Source organism: Nonomuraea sp. NPDC003709 (assembly GCF_040610775.1).
Lineage (GTDB): Bacteria > Actinomycetota > Actinomycetes > Streptosporangiales > Streptosporangiaceae > Nonomuraea > Nonomuraea angiospora_A.
This window is the reverse complement of sequence record NZ_JBEXMW010000005.1, coordinates 228742-247687: the sequence shown is the minus strand read 5'-3', so window position 1 is coordinate 247687 and position 18946 is coordinate 228742. Positions and strand designations below refer to the sequence as shown.

Here is an 18946-nt window from a genome sequence, read left to right as displayed (position 1 = left end):
GCCCGCATCACTCTCCCCGGGAGGCGATCGCTTTTTTGGACGGAGCCGTCCAATTCAATGGCGACGCTATGGCCGTTCCCTGGGCGTGTCAAGCATGCGGTGCGGTCATCGACACGTCAGCCTGAACCGCTGTACGGTATTTTTGGACCACATAGCGGTACGGACAGGGGTTCGATGACCGACAACTCATCACCGCGGCTGCTCGACGGCGTACGCGTGCTCGACATGACGAACGTCCTGTCCGGCCCGTACGCCGGCTACCAGCTCGCCCTCATGGGCGCCGACGTGATCAAGCTGGAGATCCCCGGCACCGGAGACCTGGCCCGCCAGCTCGGCGCCGACCCCCGTCTCAGCGGCGAGAACCTCGGCGTCTCCTTCCTGGCGCAGAACGCGGGCAAGCGCTCGGTCACCGTCAACCTCAAGCACGCCTCCGGCCGCGAGGTCTTCACCAGGCTGCTGGGCGAGGCCGACGTGTTGCTGGAGAACTTCCGCCCCGGCGTGCTGGACAAGCTCGGCTTCGGCTGGGAACGGCTGCGCGAGATCAACCCCGGCCTGGTCTACTGCGCGCTGTCCGGCTTCGGCGCCACCGGGCCCATGCGCGAGCGCCCCGCCTACGACCAGGTGATCCAGGGCCTGGCGGGCATCATGAGCGTCACCGGAACCCCGGACACCGCGCCCGTGCGGGTGGGCTACCCGGTGTGCGACAGCGCCGGGGGCATCACCGCCGCCTTCGCCGTGGCCGCCGCCCTGCACCGCAAGCTCCGCACCGGCCAGGGCGCCCACCTGGACGTGTCCATGCTGGACGCCGCGCTCACGGGGATGGGCTGGGTGGTCTCCGACTACCTCGTCGCCGGGCGGGAGCCGGTGGCCATGGCCAACGAGAACCGTACGTCGGCGCCGTCGGGCACCTTCGAGACCGCCGACGGCCAGCTCAACATCGCCGCCAACAAGCAGGAGCAGTTCGAGACCCTCTGCCGGGTGCTGGGCCGGCCGGAGCTCATGAGCGACCCCCGCTTCCGCACCAGGGACGACCGCAAGACCCACCGCGACGCCCTGCGCGAGGAGCTGGAGAAGACGCTCAAGACCAGGTCGGCGGCCGAGTGGGACGAGATCCTGCTGCCGACCGGCGTGCCCGCCGCGCCGGTGGTCACCGTCCCGCAGGCGCTGCGCTCGCCGCAGGTCGAGCACCGCGGCCTGCTGCACCGGCTGCCCTCCCCCGCCTCCGGCGGCGGCGAGCTCGTGCTGCTGGGCGGTGCCGCCCACGTGGACGGCCGCCCCCTGGCCCCCGCCGGCCCGCCCCCGAGGCTCGGCGAGCACACCGACGCGGTGCTGCGCACCCTCGGCTACTCCGACACCGACATCGCCCACCTGCACGAGGAAGGAGCTGTATGAGCACGACGACAGAGCAGGTGACCGGATGGTGGGCCACCGCCATATCCGACATCTCCCCCGGTGTCATCCGGCTGCACGGCTATCCCGTCGAGCAGCTCATCGGCCGGCTGTCGTTCGCCGACACGATCTGGCTCATGCTGCGCGGCGAGGTGCCCTCTCCCGGGCAGTCCGCGCTGTTCGAGGCCGCGCTGGTGTCCGGGGTCGACCACGGGCCGCAGGCGCCCTCGATCGCCGCCGCCCGCATGGCCGCCACCTGCGGCGTCGGCCTCAACACCGCCGTGGCCACGGGCGTCGGGCTGCTCGGCGACGTGCACGGGGGCGCTGGTCAGGAGTGCATGGCCGTGCTGGCCGACATCCGGGGGCGAACCACCGCAGACCCGGCGGGGGCCGATCCTGCGGGGACCGATCCGACGGAGGCCGGTCTGGCGGGGGCGGTCTCGGGCGCGGTCTCGGGAGTGCTGGACGGGTATCGGGGTGCCAAGCGGTACTTTCCCGGGTTCGGACACCGCTTCCACCCGCGCGATCCGCGCCGCGACCCCCTCGTGCGGGCGGTCGAGGAGGCGGTCCGCGACGGCGTGGTCGAGGGCGCGTACCTGCGGATCGGGCTGGAGATCGAGCGGCAGCTGGCGCCGGTGCCGATGAACGTCGACGGCGCCACCGCCATCGTCTACAGCGAGCTCGGCTTCGCGCCCGAGCTGGGCAGGGGCCTGTTCGTCCTGTCACGCGCGGTCGGCGTCCTGGCGCACGCGTGGGAGGAGCACGGCGAGGGCCGCCGCATCAAAGGCCCCATACCGCCCCCGCTGCTGCCCGCCTACCGGGGGCCGGAGCCACGCGATCTGCCCGCCGACCGGCGCTGACGCGGCGCTGAAACGCCCGCCGGGCGGCGCATGATCGCCGCTGGTCCCGTACGGGTAACATGCCGACATGCCGCCGACCCGCGAACACGCCGAGCTGAAGCTGCAGCCGTTGCCGCACGCGGGCCGGTCGCTGGCCGAGCAGGTGATCTCCGAGGTGCGCCGGGCGGTGCACACGGGCGCGATGGTCCCTGGCCGGCTCTACTCCGTCTACCAGGTGGCCGAGCAGCTCAACGTCTCCAGGAGTCCGGTCCGCGAGGCGATGCTGCGCCTGGCCGAGGCGGGGCTGGTGCAGGTCGAGCGCAACCGCGGGTTCCGCGTCGTGCTGCCGCATCCCCGGGAGATCGTCGAGATCTTCGGGGTGCGGCTGGCTCTGGAGCTGCCCGCCACGCGGCGGGCAGCCAGGGGCGACGCCGCCGGGCTCGGCGCGGCGCTGCGGGCGACCATGGAGGAGATGGCGGCGGCGGTCGAGGCGGCCGACGAGGCGCTGTTCTTCCAGCTCGACCAGGCGCTGCACGACCGCCTCCTGGTCGCGGCGGGCAACGGCAGGGCCCGCGCGATCGTGGGCGGGCTGCGCGACACCATGCGCATCCTCGGCACGTCCACGGACGACCGCTCCCGCACGCTGCGGCAGGTGCACGAGGAGCACGAGCCGATCGTGGCGGCCGTCGCGGCGGCGGACGCCGAGGGAGCGGTGCGCGCGATGCGCGCCCACCTGACCAACACCGGCCTCATCCTGGCCCGGCAGGCGGCCAGGGCCCAGGGCGAGCCGGTCGACGTGGACGCGTTGTGGGCATCCATCGTCGAGGAGCCGCAGCCAGGCTAACCGGCCATCGCTGAGGAGCCGAAGAGCCGCAGCCGGGTTAACGGGCCGGGGGCAGGGTGATCTCCCGGGCCAGGCCGAGCTCGTCGCGGACGCGGGCCAGCGAGGCCGCCCGGGTCGACGCGTACAGCTCGTAGGGGTCGTGCAGCGGGCGCCCGAGCACCGCGGCCAGCGCCTCCGGGCCGAAGTCCGCGCCCGCCGCCGTCACGTCCTTGGCGCCGTCGGAGGTCAGGTTGGACTGGAAGATGCCGGCGGCCGAGCGCGGCAGGAAGTCCTCGTACACGATGGGCCGGGCGCCGATCCACCCGTCGGCCAGGAGCGCCGCGAGGTCGGCGGGCGCGGCGCGGCCGGGGCGGGCGTCGAGGACGTGGAAGGTGAAGTACGCGAGGTCGCCCGCGGCCAGCTCGGCCTCACCGCGCGGCACCCGGTCCGCCCACAGCTTGGCCCCGGCGGTGTTGCGCTCCTCCGCGGTGACCCGCTGCCCGGCGAGCAGCGCGTCCAGCTCGGCCGACAGCTCGTCATAGAGCGCGCGTCCGGCGGGCGTCACGGCGATGCCGCGCGCCTCCACCTCCCCGAACCGCACCCGCAGGTCGTCCTGGACGACCCGGCCGTCGTCCTCCCTGAACAGCCGCGGCTCGGCCAGCGCACGGAAGGAGGTCTGGCGCAGCAGGAGGTCGGGGCCGTCCCAGCGGGGCGGCCCCTGGATGGCGTCGATCATGGTGATGCCGCGCTCGCTCATGCGGGCGTAGAGCGCGTCGATGTCGAGCACGCGCGGGGTCAGGTGGTTGACGTGAGTGGAGGCCACGCCGCCGATGTCGGCGGCCACGGCTGACACGCGTTCGAGCTCGGCGTACCAGCTGCGGGAGACCGGCTCCGCGGACAGCTCGAACGCCCGCGTGGCGAGCATCAGGAACTCCTCGGCCGCCTCGTCGTCCAGGCCGCCCTCGGCCTCGGCGCGGTCGGCCAGGTCGAGCAGGCGCGGCGGGAACAGCCGGCGCGCCCCCAGGAACTCGCCGAGCCGGCGCTCCAGGTCCGCGCCGAAGAACCGCCGGTCACCCGTCACCAGCATGGAGGTGAACACGCGGAAGGGGTTGGCGGCCAGCTCGGCCTCGTCCACGGGGCGGAAGGCCGTGGAGACGACGGGCACGGAGCTGCCGGCCGCCTCGCGCAGGTCGTAGTAGCCGACGGGGTACATGCCCATCGCGCCGAAGATCCGCGCGACCTGCGCCAGCTCGGCAGGGGTGCCGACGCGGATCGCGCCGTGCCGCTCGGCGGTGACGCGGCCGATGGACCCGAGGCGTTCGGCGCCGGCGCCCATCCGGGCCAGCACCTCGCGGTTCACCTCCTGGGCGACGTCGACGAGCGTGTTGTACGCGGGGACCTCGGTGCCGTACATCGCTGACAGGCGCCGGGCGAAAGCCGCCCGGAGTGCGGTCGCGTCGACCATCGTGCCTTCTCTCCTCGCCGCCGGAAGCGAGTAGCATGCTACATGGGTCGCATGTAGCATGCTACTCATGGACCGCGCAGCCGCTCTCGTGACCGACCTCCGCCGTCGCGGGGTCACCGACGTGCTGGACGACTCCACGTCGCGGGCGCTCCACTCCTCCGACGCCTCCCTCTACCGGGTGCCGCCGCTGCTGGTGGCCCGGCCCAGGTCCGCCGAGGACGTGGCGACGGCGATCGAGCTGTGCGCGCACCACGAGATCCCCCTCACCGCGCGCGGCGGCGGCACGTCGGTCGCCGGGAACGCGATCGGCCCCGGCCTGGTGCTGGACTTCAGCCGCCACATGGACCAGGTGCTGCGGGTCGACGCCGAGGCCCGCACGGCGGTGGTGCAGCCGGGCGTGGTCCAGGCGGCCCTGCAGCGGGCGGCGGCCCCGTACGGGCTCAGGTTCGGCCCCGACCCGTCCACCCACACCCGCTGCACCATCGGCGGCATGATCGGCAACAACGCCTGCGGCTCCAGGACGCTCGGCTACGGCCGCACGTCCGACAACATCGCCGGGCTCAAGGCCGTGGCCGGCGACGGGACCGCGCTCGACCTGCCCGCCCAGGCCGCGTTGGACCTGCCGGGCGCCTCCGCCGCCCCGGGCCTGCGCGGCCAGGGCATCCCGGCCGCGCTGCGGGACCTCGCGATGGCCAACCTCGCCACGATCAGGACCGAGTTCGGCCGGTTCGGGCGGCAGATGTCGGGATACGCGCTGGAGCACCTGCTGCCGGAGCGCGGGTTCGACGTGGCCCGCCTGCTGGTCGGCAGCGAGGGCACGCTGGCGGTGCTCACGGAGGCGACGGTGCGGCTGGTGACCGATCCGGCGTACCGCGCCCTGGTCGTGCTCGGCTACGCCGACATCGCCGCCGCCGGGGACGCCGCGCCGGGAGTGCTGGAGCACCGGCCGACGGCCTGCGAGGGCATCGACGCGCGCATCGTCGACGTGGTGCGCCTGCGACGGGGCCCCGGCGCGGTGCCGCCGCTGCCGCGCGGCGCCGCCTGGCTGTTCGTCGAGGTCGCGGGCGACGACGCGGCCGAGGTGCGGGAGCGGGCCGCCCGGGTGGCGGCCGGCGGCGAGGACGCCCTCGTCGTCACCGATCCGGCCGAGGCCGCGGCGCTCTGGCGCATCCGTGAGGACGGCGCGGGCCTGTCGGGACGCAGTCCCGCCGGGCGGCCGGCGCATGCGGGCTGGGAGGACGCCGCCGTGCCGCCCGAGATGCTGGGCCGCTACCTGCGCGACTTCGAGGCGCTGCTGGCCGGGCACGGCCTGACCGGCCTGCCGTACGGGCACTTCGGCGACGGCTGCCTGCACATCCGGCTCGACGTGCCGCTGGACCGGCCGGGCGGGCGCGCGGAGTTCAGGGACTTCCTGGTGGCCGCGGCCACGCTGGTCGCCGGCTACGGCGGCTCGCTGTCCGGCGAGCACGGCGACGGCCGGGCCAGGAGCGAGCTGCTGCCGCTCATGTACTCGCAGGCGGCGATCGACCTGTTCGCCGGGGTCAAGGCGATCTTCGACCCGGGCGACGTGCTCAACCCCGGCGTGCTCGTACGGCCCCGCCCCCTTGATGCCGACCTGCGCGTCCCGGCCGCCCGCCCGGTGCGCGAGGGCCTGGCCCTGGCCTACCGCCACGACGGCGGCGACTTCGGCCAGGCCGTGCACCGCTGCACGGGCGTGGGCAAGTGCCGGGCCGACAACACCGCGGCCGGCGGCGTGATGTGCCCCTCCTACCTGGCCACCAGGGAGGAGAAGGACTCCACCCGGGGCCGCGCCCGCGTGCTCCAGGAGATGATCAACGGCTCCGGCGTCACCGGCGGCTGGCGCTCTCCCGAGGTCCACGAGGCCCTCGACCTCTGCCTGTCCTGCAAGGGCTGCGCCTCGGACTGCCCGACGGGGATCGACATGGCCGCGTACAAGTCCGAGGTGCTCCACCAGACCTACAAGGGGCGCGTCCGGCCGCTCACGCACTACTCCCTGGGGCGGCTGCCGCGCTGGGCGCGGCTGGCGAGCCGGATGCCGCGGGCGGTGAACGCGCTCATGCGGGTGCCGGGGCTGCCGGCGCTGGCCGGGGTGGACCGGCGGCGCGGGCTCCCGGAGTTCGCGCGGGAGACGTTCCGGGCCTGGTTCGAGCGGCGACGGCCGGCGGAGGGCAGGCCGGTGATGCTGTTCGTCGACACCTTCACCGACCATTTCGCGCCGGAGATCGGCCGCGCGACCGTGAAGGTGCTGGAGGCCGCCGGCTACCGCCCGCGGATCAGCGAGCGCCGCCAGTGCTGCGCGCTCACGTGGATCTCCACCGGGCAGCTGGACGCGGCCCGGGCCATCCTGGGCCGCACGGTCGCCGAGCTGGCCGAGGCCGCCGGGCAGGGCGTGCCGATCGTGGGGATGGAGCCGTCGTGCACGGCCGTGCTGCGCTCGGACGCGCTGGAGCTGCTGGACGAGGCGGTGGCCGGGCCGGTGGCGCGGATGACCCGCACGCTGGCCGAGCTGCTGTCCGGCACGCCCGGCTGGCGGCCGCCCGCGCTCGACGGGGTGACGGTGGTGGCCCAGCCGCACTGCCACCACCACGCGGTCATGGGCTGGGAGCAGGACCTGCGGCTGCTGCGGGAGGCGGGCGCGCGGGTGACCCGGCTGGGCGGGTGCTGCGGGCTGGCGGGCAACTTCGGCGTCGAGAAGGGGCATTACGACGTGTCCGTGGCGGTGGCCGAGCACCAGCTGCTCCCGGCGATCCGGCAGTCGGAGCCGGGGACGGCCGTGCTCGCCGACGGGTTCTCCTGCCGTACCCAGATCGCCGATCTGTCGGCCCGGCGGGGCACCCACCTGGCCCAGCTCCTCGCCGACCGGCTGCCGTAAGGTCTGCTTATGCTCAACCCGCTCCACCTGCGGACGCTGACCGCCGTGCTGAACGCGGGCTCGTTCGCCGCCGCGGCCAGGCGGCTCGGTTACACGGGGTCCGCGGTCTCGCAGCAGATCGCGGCGCTGGAGCGGGCGGTCAGGATGCCGCTGTTCGAGCGCGGGGCCCAGACGATCACGCCTACGCCGGCCGCCCGGTATCTGGTGCTGCGGGCGTACGAGGTGCTGGCCGCGCTGGACGCGCTGGAGGACGACGTCCGCGGCATGTCCGAGGGCACGATCGGCCGGCTCAGGCTGGGCAGCTTCCCCACCGCGAGCCAGCGGCTGCTGCCGATCGCCCTGGCCGCGTACGCGCAGACGCACCCGGCGGTCGAGACCCTGCTCGACGAGGGGGAGCCCGACGAGCTGATCCCGTTGGTCCGGGCGGGCGAGCTCGACCTGGCCCTGGTCTACCGCTACGACCTGGTGCCCCGCGCCTGGCCGCGCGACCTGCGGGAGATCCCGCTGCTGGCGGAGGAGCTGCTGCTCCTGCTGCCCGCGGGGCACTCGCTGGCCGCAGCCGGGGCGGTCGCGCTCGACGACCTCAAGCACGAGACGTGGGTGTCCACCCGGGAGGGCACCTCCGGGGCCTCCTGCCTGCGCCGGCTGTGCGCGCGGGCGGGCTACGAACCGCAGGTCGACTACCGCAGCAACGACTACGGCGTCATCCACGGGTTCGTACGCTCCGGCCTGGGGGTGGCGCTCGTCCCGGCGCTGGCGCACCTGCCCGGCGAGGGCGTGGTCGCGACCGGGCTCGACGGGGTCGAGGCCCGCCGGCGCATCGCCGCCGTGCACCGGACCGCCGCTGCCAACCCGGCGGTGACCGGCGCCGTGTGCTCCCTGCGGCTGGCCGCGGCCCGGCTGGAGGACGACCTCCCCCGGAGCATAAGAACTTCTTACGCCTCACCCACAGATGCCGAGGCTTGACCGCTTCCTCCGGCTCTGTCCGATCCCCGATCCTGAATGCGGTACGTGAGGAAGGAAGCCGATCAATGGGACGTGACCTGCCCGCGCGGGCCTCGGTGGTCATCATCGGAGGCGGCGCCATGGGCGTCAGCTCGGCGTACGCGCTGGCCGCGGCCGGCGTGAGCGACGTGGTCCTCATCGACAAGGGGCCGCTGGGCTCCGGCTCGACCTCCAAGGCGGCCGGCGGCGTGCGCGCGCAGTTCTCCGACCGGGTCAACATCGAGCTCGCCGTACGCAGCCTGGAGACATTCGAGACCTTCGCCGAGCGCTTCGGGCAGGAGATCGACCTGCACAAGCCCGGCTACCTGTTCCTGCTCGACTCCCCCGAGTCGGTCGCGGAGTTCGAGAAGAACGTGGCGATCCAGAACGACCTCGGCGTACCCAGCCGGATGATCCCGGTCGGGGAGGCCAAGGAGCTGTCGCCGCTGATCGACACCGACGGGCTGCTGGCCGCCGCCTACTCCCCCACCGACGGCCACTGCACGCCCGAGTCCGTGGTGCTCGGCTACGCGGGCGCGGCCCGGCGGCTGGGCGCGCGGCTGCTGCCGAACTGCGCCGCGACCGGCATCGAGGTCGTGGACGGCCGCATCGTCGCCGTCCGGACCGAGGGCGGCCGCGTCGAGACCGACACGGTGATCTGCGCGGCGGGCGCCTGGTCGCGGCCGGTCGGCGAGTGGGCGGAGGTCGACCTGCCGGTGGCCCCGCTGCGCCGCCAGATCCTGGTCACCGAGCCGGTCGCGGACCTGCCACCGATGGCGTTCACCATCGACTTCGGCACCACGTTCTACTTCCACCGCGAGGGCCCCGGGCTGCTCCTCGGCATGTCCGACCCGGACGAGACGCCGGGGTTCAAGCTCGACCGCTCCGACGCCTGGCTGCCCAGGCTCGGCGAGGCCATGGCCCGCCGCGCCCCGGCGCTGATGGAGACCGGCATCGCCACCGGCTGGGCCGGGCTGTACGAGGTGACGCCGGACCACAACGCGCTCATCGGCACCGCCCGCGGCGTCGACCGGTTCATCTACGCCACCGGCTTCTCCGGCCATGGCTTCCTGATGAGCCCGGCCGTCGGCGAGGTGGTCCGCGACCTCTACCTGGGCCGGACGCCGTTCGTGGACGTCACCGGCTTCGACGCGGGCCGTTTCGCCCTGTCCGGGGCCAGGCCCGAGATCAACATCGTCTGACAAGGAGATCCTGATGGTGACCACGCTGCCCGGCGCCGACGAGCTGGCCGCGACGGCGCGAGAGACCGCCAAGCGCTGCGGTGTGGACGTGGACGCGCTCGGCGGCGGCGTCACGACCACCTCACCGATCAACGGCGGGCCGCTGTCCGCCGTGGACTGGGTGGACCCCGGTGCCGTCGACACCGCCGTGGAGCGGGCCAGGCAGGCGTTCCTGGCCTGGCGGACCGTGCCCGCGCCGGCCCGGGGCGCGCTGGTCAAGCGACTCGGCGAGCTGCTGTCCGCGCACAAGGCGGACCTCGCGACGCTGATCAGCCTGGAGGTCGGGAAGATCACCTCCGAGGCGCTCGGCGAGGTCCAGGAGATGATCGACATCTGCGACTACGCGGTGGGTCTGTCCCGCCAGCTGTACGGGCGCACGATCAGCTCCGAGCGGCCCGGTCACCGGCTCATGGAGACCTGGCACCCTCTAGGTGTCGTCGGGGTGATCAGCGCGTTCAACTTCCCGGCGGCCGTCTGGTCGTGGAACACGGCCATCGCCCTGGTGTGCGGCGACCCGGTCGTCTGGAAGCCGTCGGAGCTGGCGCCGCTGACCGCCCTGGCCTGCGCGGCCCTGCTCGACCGGGCCGCCGCCGAGCACGGCGCGCCCGCGTACCTGAGCCAGGTCCTCGTCGGCGGCCCCGAGGTCGGCGAGGCGCTCGTGGACCACCCCGGGGTCGCCCTGGTCAGCGCCACCGGCTCGACCCGCATGGGCCGCGCCGTGGGGCCGCGGGTCGCCGCCAGGTTCGGGCGGTCGCTGCTGGAGCTCGGCGGCAACAACGCGGCCGTGGTGTGCCCGTCCGCGGACCTGGGCCTGGCCACGCGCGGCATCGTGTTCTCGGCCGCCGGGACGGCGGGCCAGCGGTGCACGACCATGCGCCGCGTCATCGCCCACGCCGACATCGCCGACGCGCTGGTCGAGCGGCTCACCGACGCCTACGCGCGGCTGCCGATCGGCAACCCGATGGCGCCCGGCACCCTGATCGGACCGCTCATCAACGGCCGCGCGCACGCCGCCATGCGCGGCGCGCTGGAGGCCGCCGTGGAGCAGGGCGGCACGCTGGTGGCCGGCGGCGGGCGCCGGCTCGCCGACCAGGCGCCGGACGCCTTCTACGCCGAGCCGGCGCTGGTCCGGATCGGGGAGCAGACCCCGATCGTGACCCAGGAGACGTTCGCGCCGATCCTCTACGTCATGCCGTACGACACCCTGGAGCAGGCCATCGCGCTCAACAACGCGGTCCCCCAGGGCCTGTCGTCCAGCATCTTCACCCGCGACCAGGCCGAGGCCGAGCTGTTCGTCTCGGCCGAGGGCTCCGACTGCGGGATCGTCAACGTGAACATCGGCACTTCCGGGGCCGAGATCGGCGGCGCGTTCGGCGGCGAGAAGGAGACCGGCGGCGGGCGCGAGTCCGGCTCGGACGCCTGGCGCGGCTACATGCGCCGGGCGACGAACACCATCAACTACTCCGGCGAGCTGCCCCTGGCCCAGGGGGTCGAGTTCACCGTCTGACCAACCCGATCTTCGCGAATGAAGATCTCAACGCCGTCACGGATGCGTTCCGGCGGAGCCCGGCCGGTGCTTGCGCAGGGTGGTGGCGGCACCGGCCGGTCAGGGAGGAGCGTCAGGTGGCGAGGGTGGCCACCGGCTCCAGGTCGTAGGTGCGGGCGTAGCCGTTCTCGGTGCCCACGAGCAGGTCCACAATGTCGAAGTAGCGGTCCCAGAAGGGGGTTTCGCGCAGCGCGTCGATCAGCAGCCGGTAGGCGTCGTGGTCGTCCGCCTCCCAGACCCAGATGTCGGTGACCCGCGCCGAGTAGAACTCCGTGTCGTAGAAGCGGGAGCGGACGCCGCGGGTGCGGGCCTCGATCACCGGGACGACCTGGGTGGTGAAGGCCTGGACGCGTTCGGCCACGGTCATCGCGAGCCACTCGGGCGTTGTCTTGACCAGCATGAACGCCGTGACCGGCGGCTCGGTTCGGTCAGTGGGCATCGACGGCCTCCGGTGTGGCGAGGACGGCGGGCTTGAGAGTCTGCGCGCACCACTGCGCGAATCCGGTGGCCGGGCCCGCCTGCGGCGAGCGGTCGACGCCCGAGTCCAGGCCCTGGTCCTTGGCGCGCTTCATGTCGACCATGCCCTCGACGAACGCCTCGTTGAGGCCGTAGCCGAGCAGGGTGGACCGCAGCTCGTCGAGCGGCTGGCGCTGGTAGCGGACCGGACGGCCCAGCTCCTCGGTCATGATGCGGGCCAGGTCGTCGGGCGACAGGTCCTGCGGGCCGAGCACCGGGACACTGCCGACACCGGTCCATGAGCGGTCCAGCAGCAGCCCGGCCGCCGTCGCGGCGATGTCGGCGACGGCCACCAGCGGGGCCGGACGGTCCGCGGCGACGGTGTCGGTGAAGACGCCGTGCTCGCGGATCGAGTCGGCCTCCTCCAGCAGGTTCTCGAAGAAGGACGGGTTGGCCAGGGCGCGGTAGGCGACGCCGGAGCCGGCGATCAGGTCGTCCATGGCCAGGGAGGCGGTGACCAGCCCGGCCTGGGCGGCCTGCGGCGTGCCGCGGCCGAGCGCCGAGACGCCGACGACATGGCCGACGCCGTGGGCGGCGAACGCCCGCGCGGCGGGGCGGGTGAAGCCGCTGTACGCCTCGTCGGGCGTGGCCGAGGCGTCCGGCGGCACCAGCCAGAAGACGGCGTCGGCCCCGGTGAAGGCGCGCTCGACGGTCGCGGCGTCGCCGTGCGAGCCGGTGACCACCTCGACCCGTCCGCGCACGGCCTCGGGGAGCCGGGCAGGATCGCGGACCACGACGCGCAACTCCTCTCCGCGTGCGGGCGCGGCCTCGACCAGCAGCGACAGCAGCCGCCGGCCGATGTTCCCGGTGGGGGCGGTAATGACGATCATGAAAACCTCGCGGTCTATGTCGGATCGGTACAACCCTTTGATCGTGCAGACCCGAACCGCATTGCCACAATGGGAACTTCAGCATCCAATCATTGCCTGAAACGGAATAATGCCGGTGAGCAGCCCAGACCCGAACCTCGACGCCAACCTCGCCGTCGCCCTCGACGCCCTGCTGACCGAGCAGAGCGTCACCCGTGCCGCCGCGCGGCTGCACACCTCCCCCGCGGCGATGAGCCGTACCCTGGCCCGGCTGCGCCGGGTGCTCCAGGACCCGCTGCTGGTGCGGGCAGGACAGGCGATGGTGCCGACACCCCGCGCCGAGGCGCTGCGGGACGAGGCCGCCGCGGTGGTGCGCCGGCTGGAGGCATTGCTCACCCCGAGCGGCGGGATCGATCCCGCCACATTGCGGCGTACCTTCACCGTCCAGGCCTCGGACCTGGTCGGCGCGGCGCTGGCGCCGGGTCTGCTCGGGCTGGCCCGGCGGCGGGCGCCGGGCGTCTCGCTGCGGGTGCTGGCCGAGGAGTGGGAGGCGGGCCCCGCGCTGCGCGAGGGCCGGATCGATCTGGAGATCGGGGCCATCGACCACGTCGACCCGGAGACCCGGGTCGAAGAGCTGGTCACGTTGCGGATGGCGGCCGGCGTCAGGGCCGGGCACCCGCTCGCCGAAGGAACCCTGACGCCCGCCAGGCTGGCCGCGGCCGAGCACGTCACGGTCAGCCGCCGGGGACGCTTCACCGGCCCGCTGGACGCGGCCTTGGCCGAGCAAGGGCTCAGCCGGCGGGTCAGCGCCGTCCTGCCCGGACATCTGGCGGCGATGGCGCTGGCCGCAGCCGGCAACGTGGTCTGCCTGGTGCCGACCGGGCTGCCGGGCGAGCCCCGTTCACCACTCAGCGACGCGGCGCACGCGCTGGGACTACGCCTGCTGGAAATCCCGCTGCCGCTGCCACCACTGACGATCGGCATGGCCTGGCACCCGCGCCACACCGCGGACGGGGCCCACCAGTGGCTGCGTGGCGCCGTGCGCCGGGTGCTCCGTCCGGCCCGGGAGGAATAGCCGACGGCGCGGGTCCGCGCATACCAGGGTTCGGGCAGCCGGCACCGGATCGGCCAGGTCCTCCGGCTCGACCTTCCTCCACAAGGGCATCGGACAGTGCCGGTCAGGGGCCTGAGGGCATATACGAAACTGCGGTTGCGTAAATGAGCGGCCCCGGTGTACCTTGAATTTCGCTACTCCAGTAGCGAAATGGAGGGATCCACATGAGGCCACGGGGGCGACCGCGTGACACCGAGGTCGACGAACGCGTCCTGCAGGCGGCCACCGAGCTGCTGCTGCGGCGCGGGTACGGCGGCCTGGCCACCGACGAGGTGGCCGAGCGGGCCGGCATCGCCAAGACCACGCTGTACCGCCGCTGGCCCACCAAGGACCACCTCGCCCTGGCCGTCGTGGCCAGGCTGCAGGACCACGACGAGATCACCGACACCGGCGACATCCGGCGCGACCTCACCGACTACATGGAGAAGGTCGCCGACGGGCTCAACCGGATGCGGGTCGCGGGCCTGCCGCCCGGCCAGGAGAGCCGCTCGGCGGGGACGGTGGCCGAGCTGGTCGCCGCCGCCGCGCGCCACGACGACGTCGGCGAGCTGGAGCGGGACGTCTACACCCGCCGCAACGCGCTGGCCTGCCACCTCATCGAACGCGCCCGCGACGAGGGCCGGCTCCGACCCGACGTCGACCCCATGACGCTGCTGGAGCAGCTCGCCGGAGCCCTGTACTACCGCGTCCTGATCACCGGCAACCCGGTGGATCGCGCCTACGCCGCACGCCTGGTCGCCGCCGCCCTCGACGGCGCCCTGTAACTCCCCAGGAAGGACTTCTCACCATGTCGCTCATCACGCCCGAGACCGCAGTCGTACGCGCGGCCGACGCCGAGATCATCGGCGGCGGCGACGCCCCGGCCACCGGCCGGCTCCTGCTCGACTCCAGTGCCACCGGAGGCGCCCTGAGCAGCCTCCGCATGACCCTCACCCCGGGCGCCGACGGCGCGGTGCCCCACCTGCACACCTCCTCCAGCGAGCTGTTCTACGTCCTCGGCGGCGCCGCCCAGGTGCTGGCGGGCGAGGAGGTGCTCACCCTGGAGGAGGGTGACATGGCCGTGGTGCCGCCGAACGTCGCCCACGCCTTCGCCGCCGCCCCCGGCTCCGAGGCCGACCTGCTGATCGTCATCACGCCGGGCGTGGAGCGCTTCGAGTACTTCCGCCTGCTGGCCCGCCTGCGCACCGGCGAGGCCACCCTCGAGGAGCTGCTCGATTCGCAGGAGCTGTACGACAACCACTTCCTCGACAGCCCGCGGTGGAAGGAGGCCCGCTCGCTCGGGCAGGGCTGACGGTCAGGACTCCACGGGCGGCTTGGGCGGCTTCCGGTCCCACCCCTGGCTGCCCTTACGGCCCAGCGACCACATCTGCATCCCGCGTTCGATCTCCAGCGCCGACGGCCAGGACACCGCGGGCGGGCCGAGTTCGAGGGTGGCGCTCTGCTTGATCCGCCGGGCCAGCTGGGGGTCCGCGGCGGCCATGGCCACGAGCCGGGTGGCGGCGTCCAGCATGGCGTGCGGCTCGGCCACGTCCCAGGCCAGGCCGCGGCGTACGGCCTCGGCTCCGGACAGCGCCGCGCCCAGAGCCCCGAGCGCGATGGCGTGCTGATACCCGGCCGCGCGGCCGAGCAGGGCCAGGTGACCGCCGCCCGGATGGATGCCGCGCGCCACGAACCCGCTGTCGAGCACCGCGTCATGGCTGACCAGCATCAGGTCGGTGGCCAGGGCGAGGTTGAGCCCGGCGCCGACCGCGCCGCCGGTCACCAGGGACACGCTGGGCACCGGGAGCCGCCCGACCTGCACGAACGCCGCGTACACGGCCGAGGTCCGCGCGACCGACTCGGGCGCGGCGGGATCGGCGGAGGAGGCGGCCAGGTCGCGGGTGTCGGCGCCGCTGCAGAAGTAGGCGCCCGCGCCGTCGACGAGGACGGCGCCGATGGTGTCGTCACCGTGGACGCGGGCGCAGAAGTCCTCGATGAGGGCGGCCATCTCCAGCGTGATGGCGTTCTTGCGCCGGGGGTTGTTCAGGGTGAGCCTGGCGATCCCGTCGCCGACGGTGGTGATGGCGGGCGGTTCGGCGGTCATGGTGCTGCTCCTGTCGTCAAAGGGGCCTCGACCCCGGCTCGCCGGTGACGAGCTCCCACACGTCGCCCGATCCTCTCGCCAGGTCGGCGCATCTGCGCTGCCAGTGGAGCTCGTTGCCGTGTTCCTCGCGCCACGCCCACAGCCTCCTGGTGCAGGAGCCGAGCCGGTGCTCCATCGTGAACCCGATCGCGCCGTGCAACTGGTGGCCCGCGGCGGCCACCGACCTGGCCAGCGCGGACGCCTCGGCCTTGGCCGAGGCCACGGCGAGCTCCCGGTCCTCGGCGCCGTCCCGCAGCGCCGCGACCGCCGCGTCCGCCGCCACCTCGACGGTGACCACGTCCGCCGCCAGCCGCGCGAGCCGGTGCTGGACCGCCTGGAACCGGGCCAGCGGCTTGCCGAACTGCACCCGGTCGGTGACATGCCGCGTGGTGAGCGTCAGTACGGCGCGGGCGGCGCCGGCCAGCTGCAGCGCCCGCGCCGCGGCCCCGTGCAGCTCCAGCTCGTGGCGCCACGGGCCGGGCGGCAGGGGTGTGACCGCGGCCTCGGCGCCGTCGAGCACGGCGTTGTCGCGCTCCTCCCCCGCCAGGTTCTCGCCGGGGGAGAGCCCGGCAGGGGCGGGCAGCACGGCGGTGGCCGGCCCGTCCGGGGTGCTGACCAGGGCCACCAGGTGATCGGCGGATCTCAGCCAGGGTACGCGGATCAGCGGGCCGGTGACTCGCCACCGGCCGCCGGGGCCCGGCTCCGCCACCAGATCGCCGGTGTACGCGGTCACCGTCCCGGGCGGCAGGGCGGCTCCCGACGCGGCGAGCAGCGGGCCGGCGACGAACAGGGCCTCGGCCAGGGGCAGCGCCGCCCCGGCCGCGCCGGCTTCGCGGACCACCACGGCGGCGTCCGTGAGCGTGCCGCCGCTCCCGCCCTGGGGCTCGGGAACCGTGAGGGAGGTGAAACCCAGCTCCTCCAGCCGGGCCCAGAGCGCCGGGCCTGGCAGCTCCGCGTCCAGCAGGCCCCGCACCGCATCGGCCAGGTCGCGGAGATGGGCGGCGGTCATGAGGACAGATCCTTGGCCACGATCGAGCGCAGGATCTCGTTGGCGCCGCCGCGCAGGGTGAAGGCCGGGACGTGCAGGACAGCCTTGGCCAGCATGGCCGCGAGCCCCCGTCCGCCCGGATCCGGGCGGACGTGTCGCCGCACGGCGTCCACGACGTCGCCCTCGAACTCCGTGCCCAGGTCCTTGACCAGGGCCGCCGCCACGGCCGGACTCTCCCCCGCGGCCAGCCGCGCGGCGACCGACAGGGACAGCCGGCGCAGCGCCACCAGCCGGGAGACCAGCCGGCCCAGCTCGGCGTGCGCGACCGGGTCGTCTCCGAGGTTCTCGGGCCGGGCCCACTCCCGCAGCAGCGGCAGCGTGCTGAGGATGCGCTCGGGGCCGGAACGTTCGTTGCCCAGCTCCGCGGTTACCTGGCGCCAGCCGTCCCCCCGGCGGCCCAGCAGGCCGCCCGCCGGGATCACCGCGTCGTCGAAGACCACCTCGTTGAAGTGGTGCGCCCCGTCGATGGTGATGATCGGCCGGATCGAGACCGCCGGGTGGGGCAGGTCCACGATGAACTGGGAGAGCCCGGCGTGCCGGTCGCCGGCGTCGTCGGTGCGCGCCAGGACGACCACCGCCGTGGCGATGTGCGCGACGCTGGTCCACACCTTGGTGCCCGTCAGCCGCCAGCCGTCCTCGACCTCTGCGGCCCGGGTCCGGACCGAGGCCAGGTCCGAACCCGAATCGGGCTCGGACATGCCGATCGCGAAGAAACCTTGGGCGCGGGCGATTTGCGGGAGATACGTGTGTTTCTGTTGTTCTGTTCCGTTACGCAGGATGCTGGGTGCGATCTGCCGGTCGGCTATCCAATGGGCCGCCACCGGCGCCCCGGCGGCCAGCAGCTCCTCGGTCACCACATAGCGCTCCAGCGCGGTCCGCCCGTGCCCGCCGTACGCCGCGGGGATCGTCATCCCCACCCACCCGCGCCCGGCCAGGCGGCCGCTGAAGGCCGGATCGACGCCCGACATCCAGGCGTCGGCCTCGGGGGCGAAGCCGCCGGAGGCGATCTCGTCCTCCAGGAACCGCCTGACCCGCACCCGGAGCTCCCGTAACCCCTCCGGCAGCCCGGCGACCGCGCCGAGCGCCAGGGCCTGAGCATTCACGAGGGGATCTTATATACGCGATGCTTCCCACTCCGGGAAATGCGCGGCCAAACCGGCCGTTCCCAGGAAAACAAGTAGATCTTTTGCTCATATGTGCCATTCATCACCCCCTGACACCTAAACTTCGGGAATGCGTTATGTCCCTTTTGTCCTGGTTGCCGCTGCGACGCTGGCATACACCGCGACTCCGGCAGCGGCCATCACCAACGGTTTCACCGACGGTGACGCTCACCCGGAAGTAGGGGCTCTCATCTCCGATGAGGCGAATCCCGACGGCACGTGGTCGTACTGCACCGGAACGCTCATCTCGCCGACCGTCTTCCTCACCGCCGCCCACTGCGGTGAGCCGAAGCAGAAGACGGCCACCGTCTCCTTCACGGGCCACTACAAGCGCGGGGGCCAGGTCTACACCGGCCGTTACATCCCGGACCCCCGCTTCTCGAAGAAGTCCGACCTCCATGACATGGCCGTCGTCGTGTTCAGCAAGCCCGTCCCGAACATCACTCCCGCCCAGCTGCCGGCCGCGGGCCTGCTCGACCTCCTCAAGGCCCAGAACAAGCTGGAGTCCGCACGCTTCACCCCCGTCGGGTACGGCTCGCTCAAGCCCACCAAGAACAAGCCGCGCGGCCAGAGCTTCCACTACACCGACACGCGCCACCAGGCGACCATCTCGTACAAGAGCATGACCCCGAGATGGCTCAACCTCTCGCTGTCCACCAAGGGCGACGGGAGCACCTGCTTCGGCGACTCGGGCGGCCCGAACTTCCTGGGCGGGCTCACCTCGCACCTCCTCATCGCCACGACGATCTCCGGCGCGGACGACGCCTGCAGGAAGACCAACTACGACTACCGACTGGACTCCGCCTCGGCGCGGCAGTTCCTCGGCAAGTACGTCACCCTTCCCGGAGATGCCTGGTCAGCGGCGATCGCGGCGCTTCCGGCCCGTCCGAGCGCGGGCTGAAGATGGGGCGGGGCATCGGGACCCGCTCCGCCGCCGGCGGCGGCGCCTGATCCACCAGCGCCTGGATCGCCGTCCTGCGCCTCTCGATGCCCG

At 73.5% G+C, this 18946-nt stretch carries 17 protein-coding genes; 11 read left to right on the top strand and 6 right to left on the bottom strand.

Going from position 1 to position 18946, the window contains the following annotated elements; genetic code table 11:
• The first annotated feature begins 174 nt into the window (after positions 1-174).
• From ABZX61_RS17480 to ABZX61_RS17470, 3 genes are all read left to right on the top strand, one after another.
• Complete coding sequence (locus tag ABZX61_RS17480) at positions 175-1392, top strand: CoA transferase (protein WP_355195571.1); 1218 nt, start codon at positions 175-177, stop codon at positions 1390-1392.
• Complete coding sequence (locus tag ABZX61_RS17475; protein ID WP_355195569.1) at positions 1389-2249, top strand: citryl-CoA lyase; 861 nt, start codon at positions 1389-1391, stop codon at positions 2247-2249. Before ABZX61_RS17480 ends, ABZX61_RS17475 begins: the two co-directional genes overlap by 4 nt.
• 67 nt (positions 2250-2316) lie before the next feature.
• Positions 2317-3072 (top strand): GntR family transcriptional regulator, encoded by a 756-nt coding sequence (locus ABZX61_RS17470; protein ID WP_355195567.1) that lies wholly within the window; start codon positions 2317-2319, stop codon positions 3070-3072.
• Between the two features lie 37 nt (positions 3073-3109).
• Here ABZX61_RS17470 and ABZX61_RS17465 read toward each other — a convergent pair whose 3' ends face one another.
• Positions 3110-4516, bottom strand: coding sequence for a VOC family protein (locus tag ABZX61_RS17465; RefSeq protein WP_355195565.1), 1407 nt, complete (start codon positions 4514-4516; stop codon positions 3110-3112).
• A gap of 67 nt (positions 4517-4583) precedes the next feature.
• On the opposite strand from ABZX61_RS17465, the gene ABZX61_RS17460 reads away from it, so the two are divergent.
• From ABZX61_RS17460 to ABZX61_RS17445, 4 genes are all read left to right on the top strand, one after another.
• Positions 4584-7409, top strand: a complete 2826-nt coding sequence (locus tag ABZX61_RS17460; RefSeq protein WP_355195563.1) for an FAD-linked oxidase C-terminal domain-containing protein — start codon at positions 4584-4586, stop codon at positions 7407-7409.
• 9 nt (positions 7410-7418) lie between these two features.
• A complete protein-coding gene (locus ABZX61_RS17455) occupies positions 7419-8375 on the top strand; it encodes a LysR family transcriptional regulator (RefSeq protein WP_355195561.1) in 957 nt (318 codons plus the stop codon).
• Between the two features lie 65 nt (positions 8376-8440).
• The gene (locus tag ABZX61_RS17450; protein WP_355195559.1) at positions 8441-9595 is read left to right on the top strand and encodes an FAD-binding oxidoreductase; all 1155 of its coding nucleotides are present in this window, start codon (positions 8441-8443) and stop codon (positions 9593-9595) included.
• A 13-nt stretch (positions 9596-9608) separates the two neighbouring features.
• Positions 9609-11141, top strand: a complete 1533-nt coding sequence (locus ABZX61_RS17445) for an aldehyde dehydrogenase family protein (protein ID WP_355195557.1) — start codon at positions 9609-9611, stop codon at positions 11139-11141.
• 112 nt (positions 11142-11253) lie between these two features.
• Here ABZX61_RS17445 and ABZX61_RS17440 read toward each other — a convergent pair whose 3' ends face one another.
• Positions 11254-11619, bottom strand: a complete 366-nt coding sequence (locus tag ABZX61_RS17440) for a darcynin family protein (RefSeq protein WP_350727630.1) — start codon at positions 11617-11619, stop codon at positions 11254-11256.
• Positions 11609-12526, bottom strand: coding sequence for an NAD(P)H-binding protein (locus ABZX61_RS17435; protein WP_355195555.1), 918 nt, complete (start codon positions 12524-12526; stop codon positions 11609-11611). Before ABZX61_RS17435 ends, ABZX61_RS17440 begins: the two co-directional genes overlap by 11 nt.
• A gap of 115 nt (positions 12527-12641) precedes the next feature.
• Here ABZX61_RS17435 and ABZX61_RS17430 point away from each other — a divergent pair, with 115 nt between their 5' ends.
• From ABZX61_RS17430 to ABZX61_RS17420, 3 genes are all read left to right on the top strand, one after another.
• Positions 12642-13580 (top strand): LysR family transcriptional regulator, encoded by a 939-nt coding sequence (locus ABZX61_RS17430; RefSeq protein ID WP_355195553.1) that lies wholly within the window; start codon positions 12642-12644, stop codon positions 13578-13580.
• A 203-nt stretch (positions 13581-13783) separates the two neighbouring features.
• Positions 13784-14383 carry a TetR/AcrR family transcriptional regulator gene (locus ABZX61_RS17425; RefSeq protein WP_355195551.1) on the top strand — a complete coding sequence of 200 codons (600 nt, stop codon included), beginning with the start codon at positions 13784-13786 and terminating at the stop codon, positions 14381-14383.
• Between the two features lie 23 nt (positions 14384-14406).
• Positions 14407-14910, top strand: coding sequence for a cupin domain-containing protein (locus ABZX61_RS17420; RefSeq protein WP_355195549.1), 504 nt, complete (start codon positions 14407-14409; stop codon positions 14908-14910).
• Positions 14911-14913: 3 nt separating this feature from the next.
• Here the strand turns inward: ABZX61_RS17420 and ABZX61_RS17415 are convergent, their stop codons facing one another.
• From ABZX61_RS17415 to ABZX61_RS17405, 3 genes are read right to left on the bottom strand one after another with little or no spacing between them, the layout of a single operon-like run.
• Positions 14914-15702, bottom strand: coding sequence for an enoyl-CoA hydratase-related protein (locus ABZX61_RS17415; RefSeq protein ID WP_355195547.1), 789 nt, complete (start codon positions 15700-15702; stop codon positions 14914-14916).
• Between the two features lie 16 nt (positions 15703-15718).
• Positions 15719-16750, bottom strand: a complete 1032-nt coding sequence (locus tag ABZX61_RS17410; protein ID WP_355195546.1) for an acyl-CoA dehydrogenase family protein — start codon at positions 16748-16750, stop codon at positions 15719-15721.
• Positions 16747-17892 (bottom strand): acyl-CoA dehydrogenase family protein, encoded by a 1146-nt coding sequence (locus tag ABZX61_RS17405; protein WP_355195544.1) that lies wholly within the window; start codon positions 17890-17892, stop codon positions 16747-16749. The genes ABZX61_RS17410 and ABZX61_RS17405 overlap by 4 nt, the downstream gene beginning before the upstream one ends.
• A 130-nt stretch (positions 17893-18022) precedes the next feature.
• Between ABZX61_RS17405 and ABZX61_RS17400 the strand changes: the two genes are divergently transcribed.
• Positions 18023-18853 carry a trypsin-like serine protease gene (locus tag ABZX61_RS17400; protein WP_355195542.1) on the top strand — a complete coding sequence of 277 codons (831 nt, stop codon included), beginning with the start codon at positions 18023-18025 and terminating at the stop codon, positions 18851-18853.
• The last annotated feature ends 93 nt before the right edge of the window (positions 18854-18946 follow it).

What these genes read in the sequence shown, in the direction of transcription:
- ABZX61_RS17480 (WP_355195571.1), top strand. Translation starts at nt 175, where the DNA reads ATGACCGACAACTCATCACCGCGGCTGCTCGACGGCGTACGCGTGCTC.
- ABZX61_RS17475 (WP_355195569.1), top strand. Translation starts at nt 1,389, where the DNA reads ATGAGCACGACGACAGAGCAGGTGACCGGATGGTGGGCCACCGCCATA.
- ABZX61_RS17470 (WP_355195567.1), top strand. Translation starts at nt 2,317, where the DNA reads ATGCCGCCGACCCGCGAACACGCCGAGCTGAAGCTGCAGCCGTTGCCG.
- ABZX61_RS17465 (WP_355195565.1), bottom strand. Translation starts at nt 4,516, where the DNA reads ATGGTCGACGCGACCGCACTCCGGGCGGCTTTCGCCCGGCGCCTGTCA.
- ABZX61_RS17460 (WP_355195563.1), top strand. Translation starts at nt 4,584, where the DNA reads ATGGACCGCGCAGCCGCTCTCGTGACCGACCTCCGCCGTCGCGGGGTC.
- ABZX61_RS17455 (WP_355195561.1), top strand. Translation starts at nt 7,419, where the DNA reads ATGCTCAACCCGCTCCACCTGCGGACGCTGACCGCCGTGCTGAACGCG.
- ABZX61_RS17450 (WP_355195559.1), top strand. Translation starts at nt 8,441, where the DNA reads ATGGGACGTGACCTGCCCGCGCGGGCCTCGGTGGTCATCATCGGAGGC.
- ABZX61_RS17445 (WP_355195557.1), top strand. Translation starts at nt 9,609, where the DNA reads ATGGTGACCACGCTGCCCGGCGCCGACGAGCTGGCCGCGACGGCGCGA.
- ABZX61_RS17440 (WP_350727630.1), bottom strand. Translation starts at nt 11,619, where the DNA reads ATGCCCACTGACCGAACCGAGCCGCCGGTCACGGCGTTCATGCTGGTC.
- ABZX61_RS17435 (WP_355195555.1), bottom strand. Translation starts at nt 12,526, where the DNA reads ATGATCGTCATTACCGCCCCCACCGGGAACATCGGCCGGCGGCTGCTG.
- ABZX61_RS17425 (WP_355195551.1), top strand. Translation starts at nt 13,784, where the DNA reads ATGAGGCCACGGGGGCGACCGCGTGACACCGAGGTCGACGAACGCGTC.
- ABZX61_RS17420 (WP_355195549.1), top strand. Translation starts at nt 14,407, where the DNA reads ATGTCGCTCATCACGCCCGAGACCGCAGTCGTACGCGCGGCCGACGCC.
- ABZX61_RS17415 (WP_355195547.1), bottom strand. Translation starts at nt 15,702, where the DNA reads ATGACCGCCGAACCGCCCGCCATCACCACCGTCGGCGACGGGATCGCC.
- ABZX61_RS17410 (WP_355195546.1), bottom strand. Translation starts at nt 16,750, where the DNA reads ATGACCGCCGCCCATCTCCGCGACCTGGCCGATGCGGTGCGGGGCCTG.
- ABZX61_RS17400 (WP_355195542.1), top strand. Translation starts at nt 18,023, where the DNA reads ATGCGTTATGTCCCTTTTGTCCTGGTTGCCGCTGCGACGCTGGCATAC.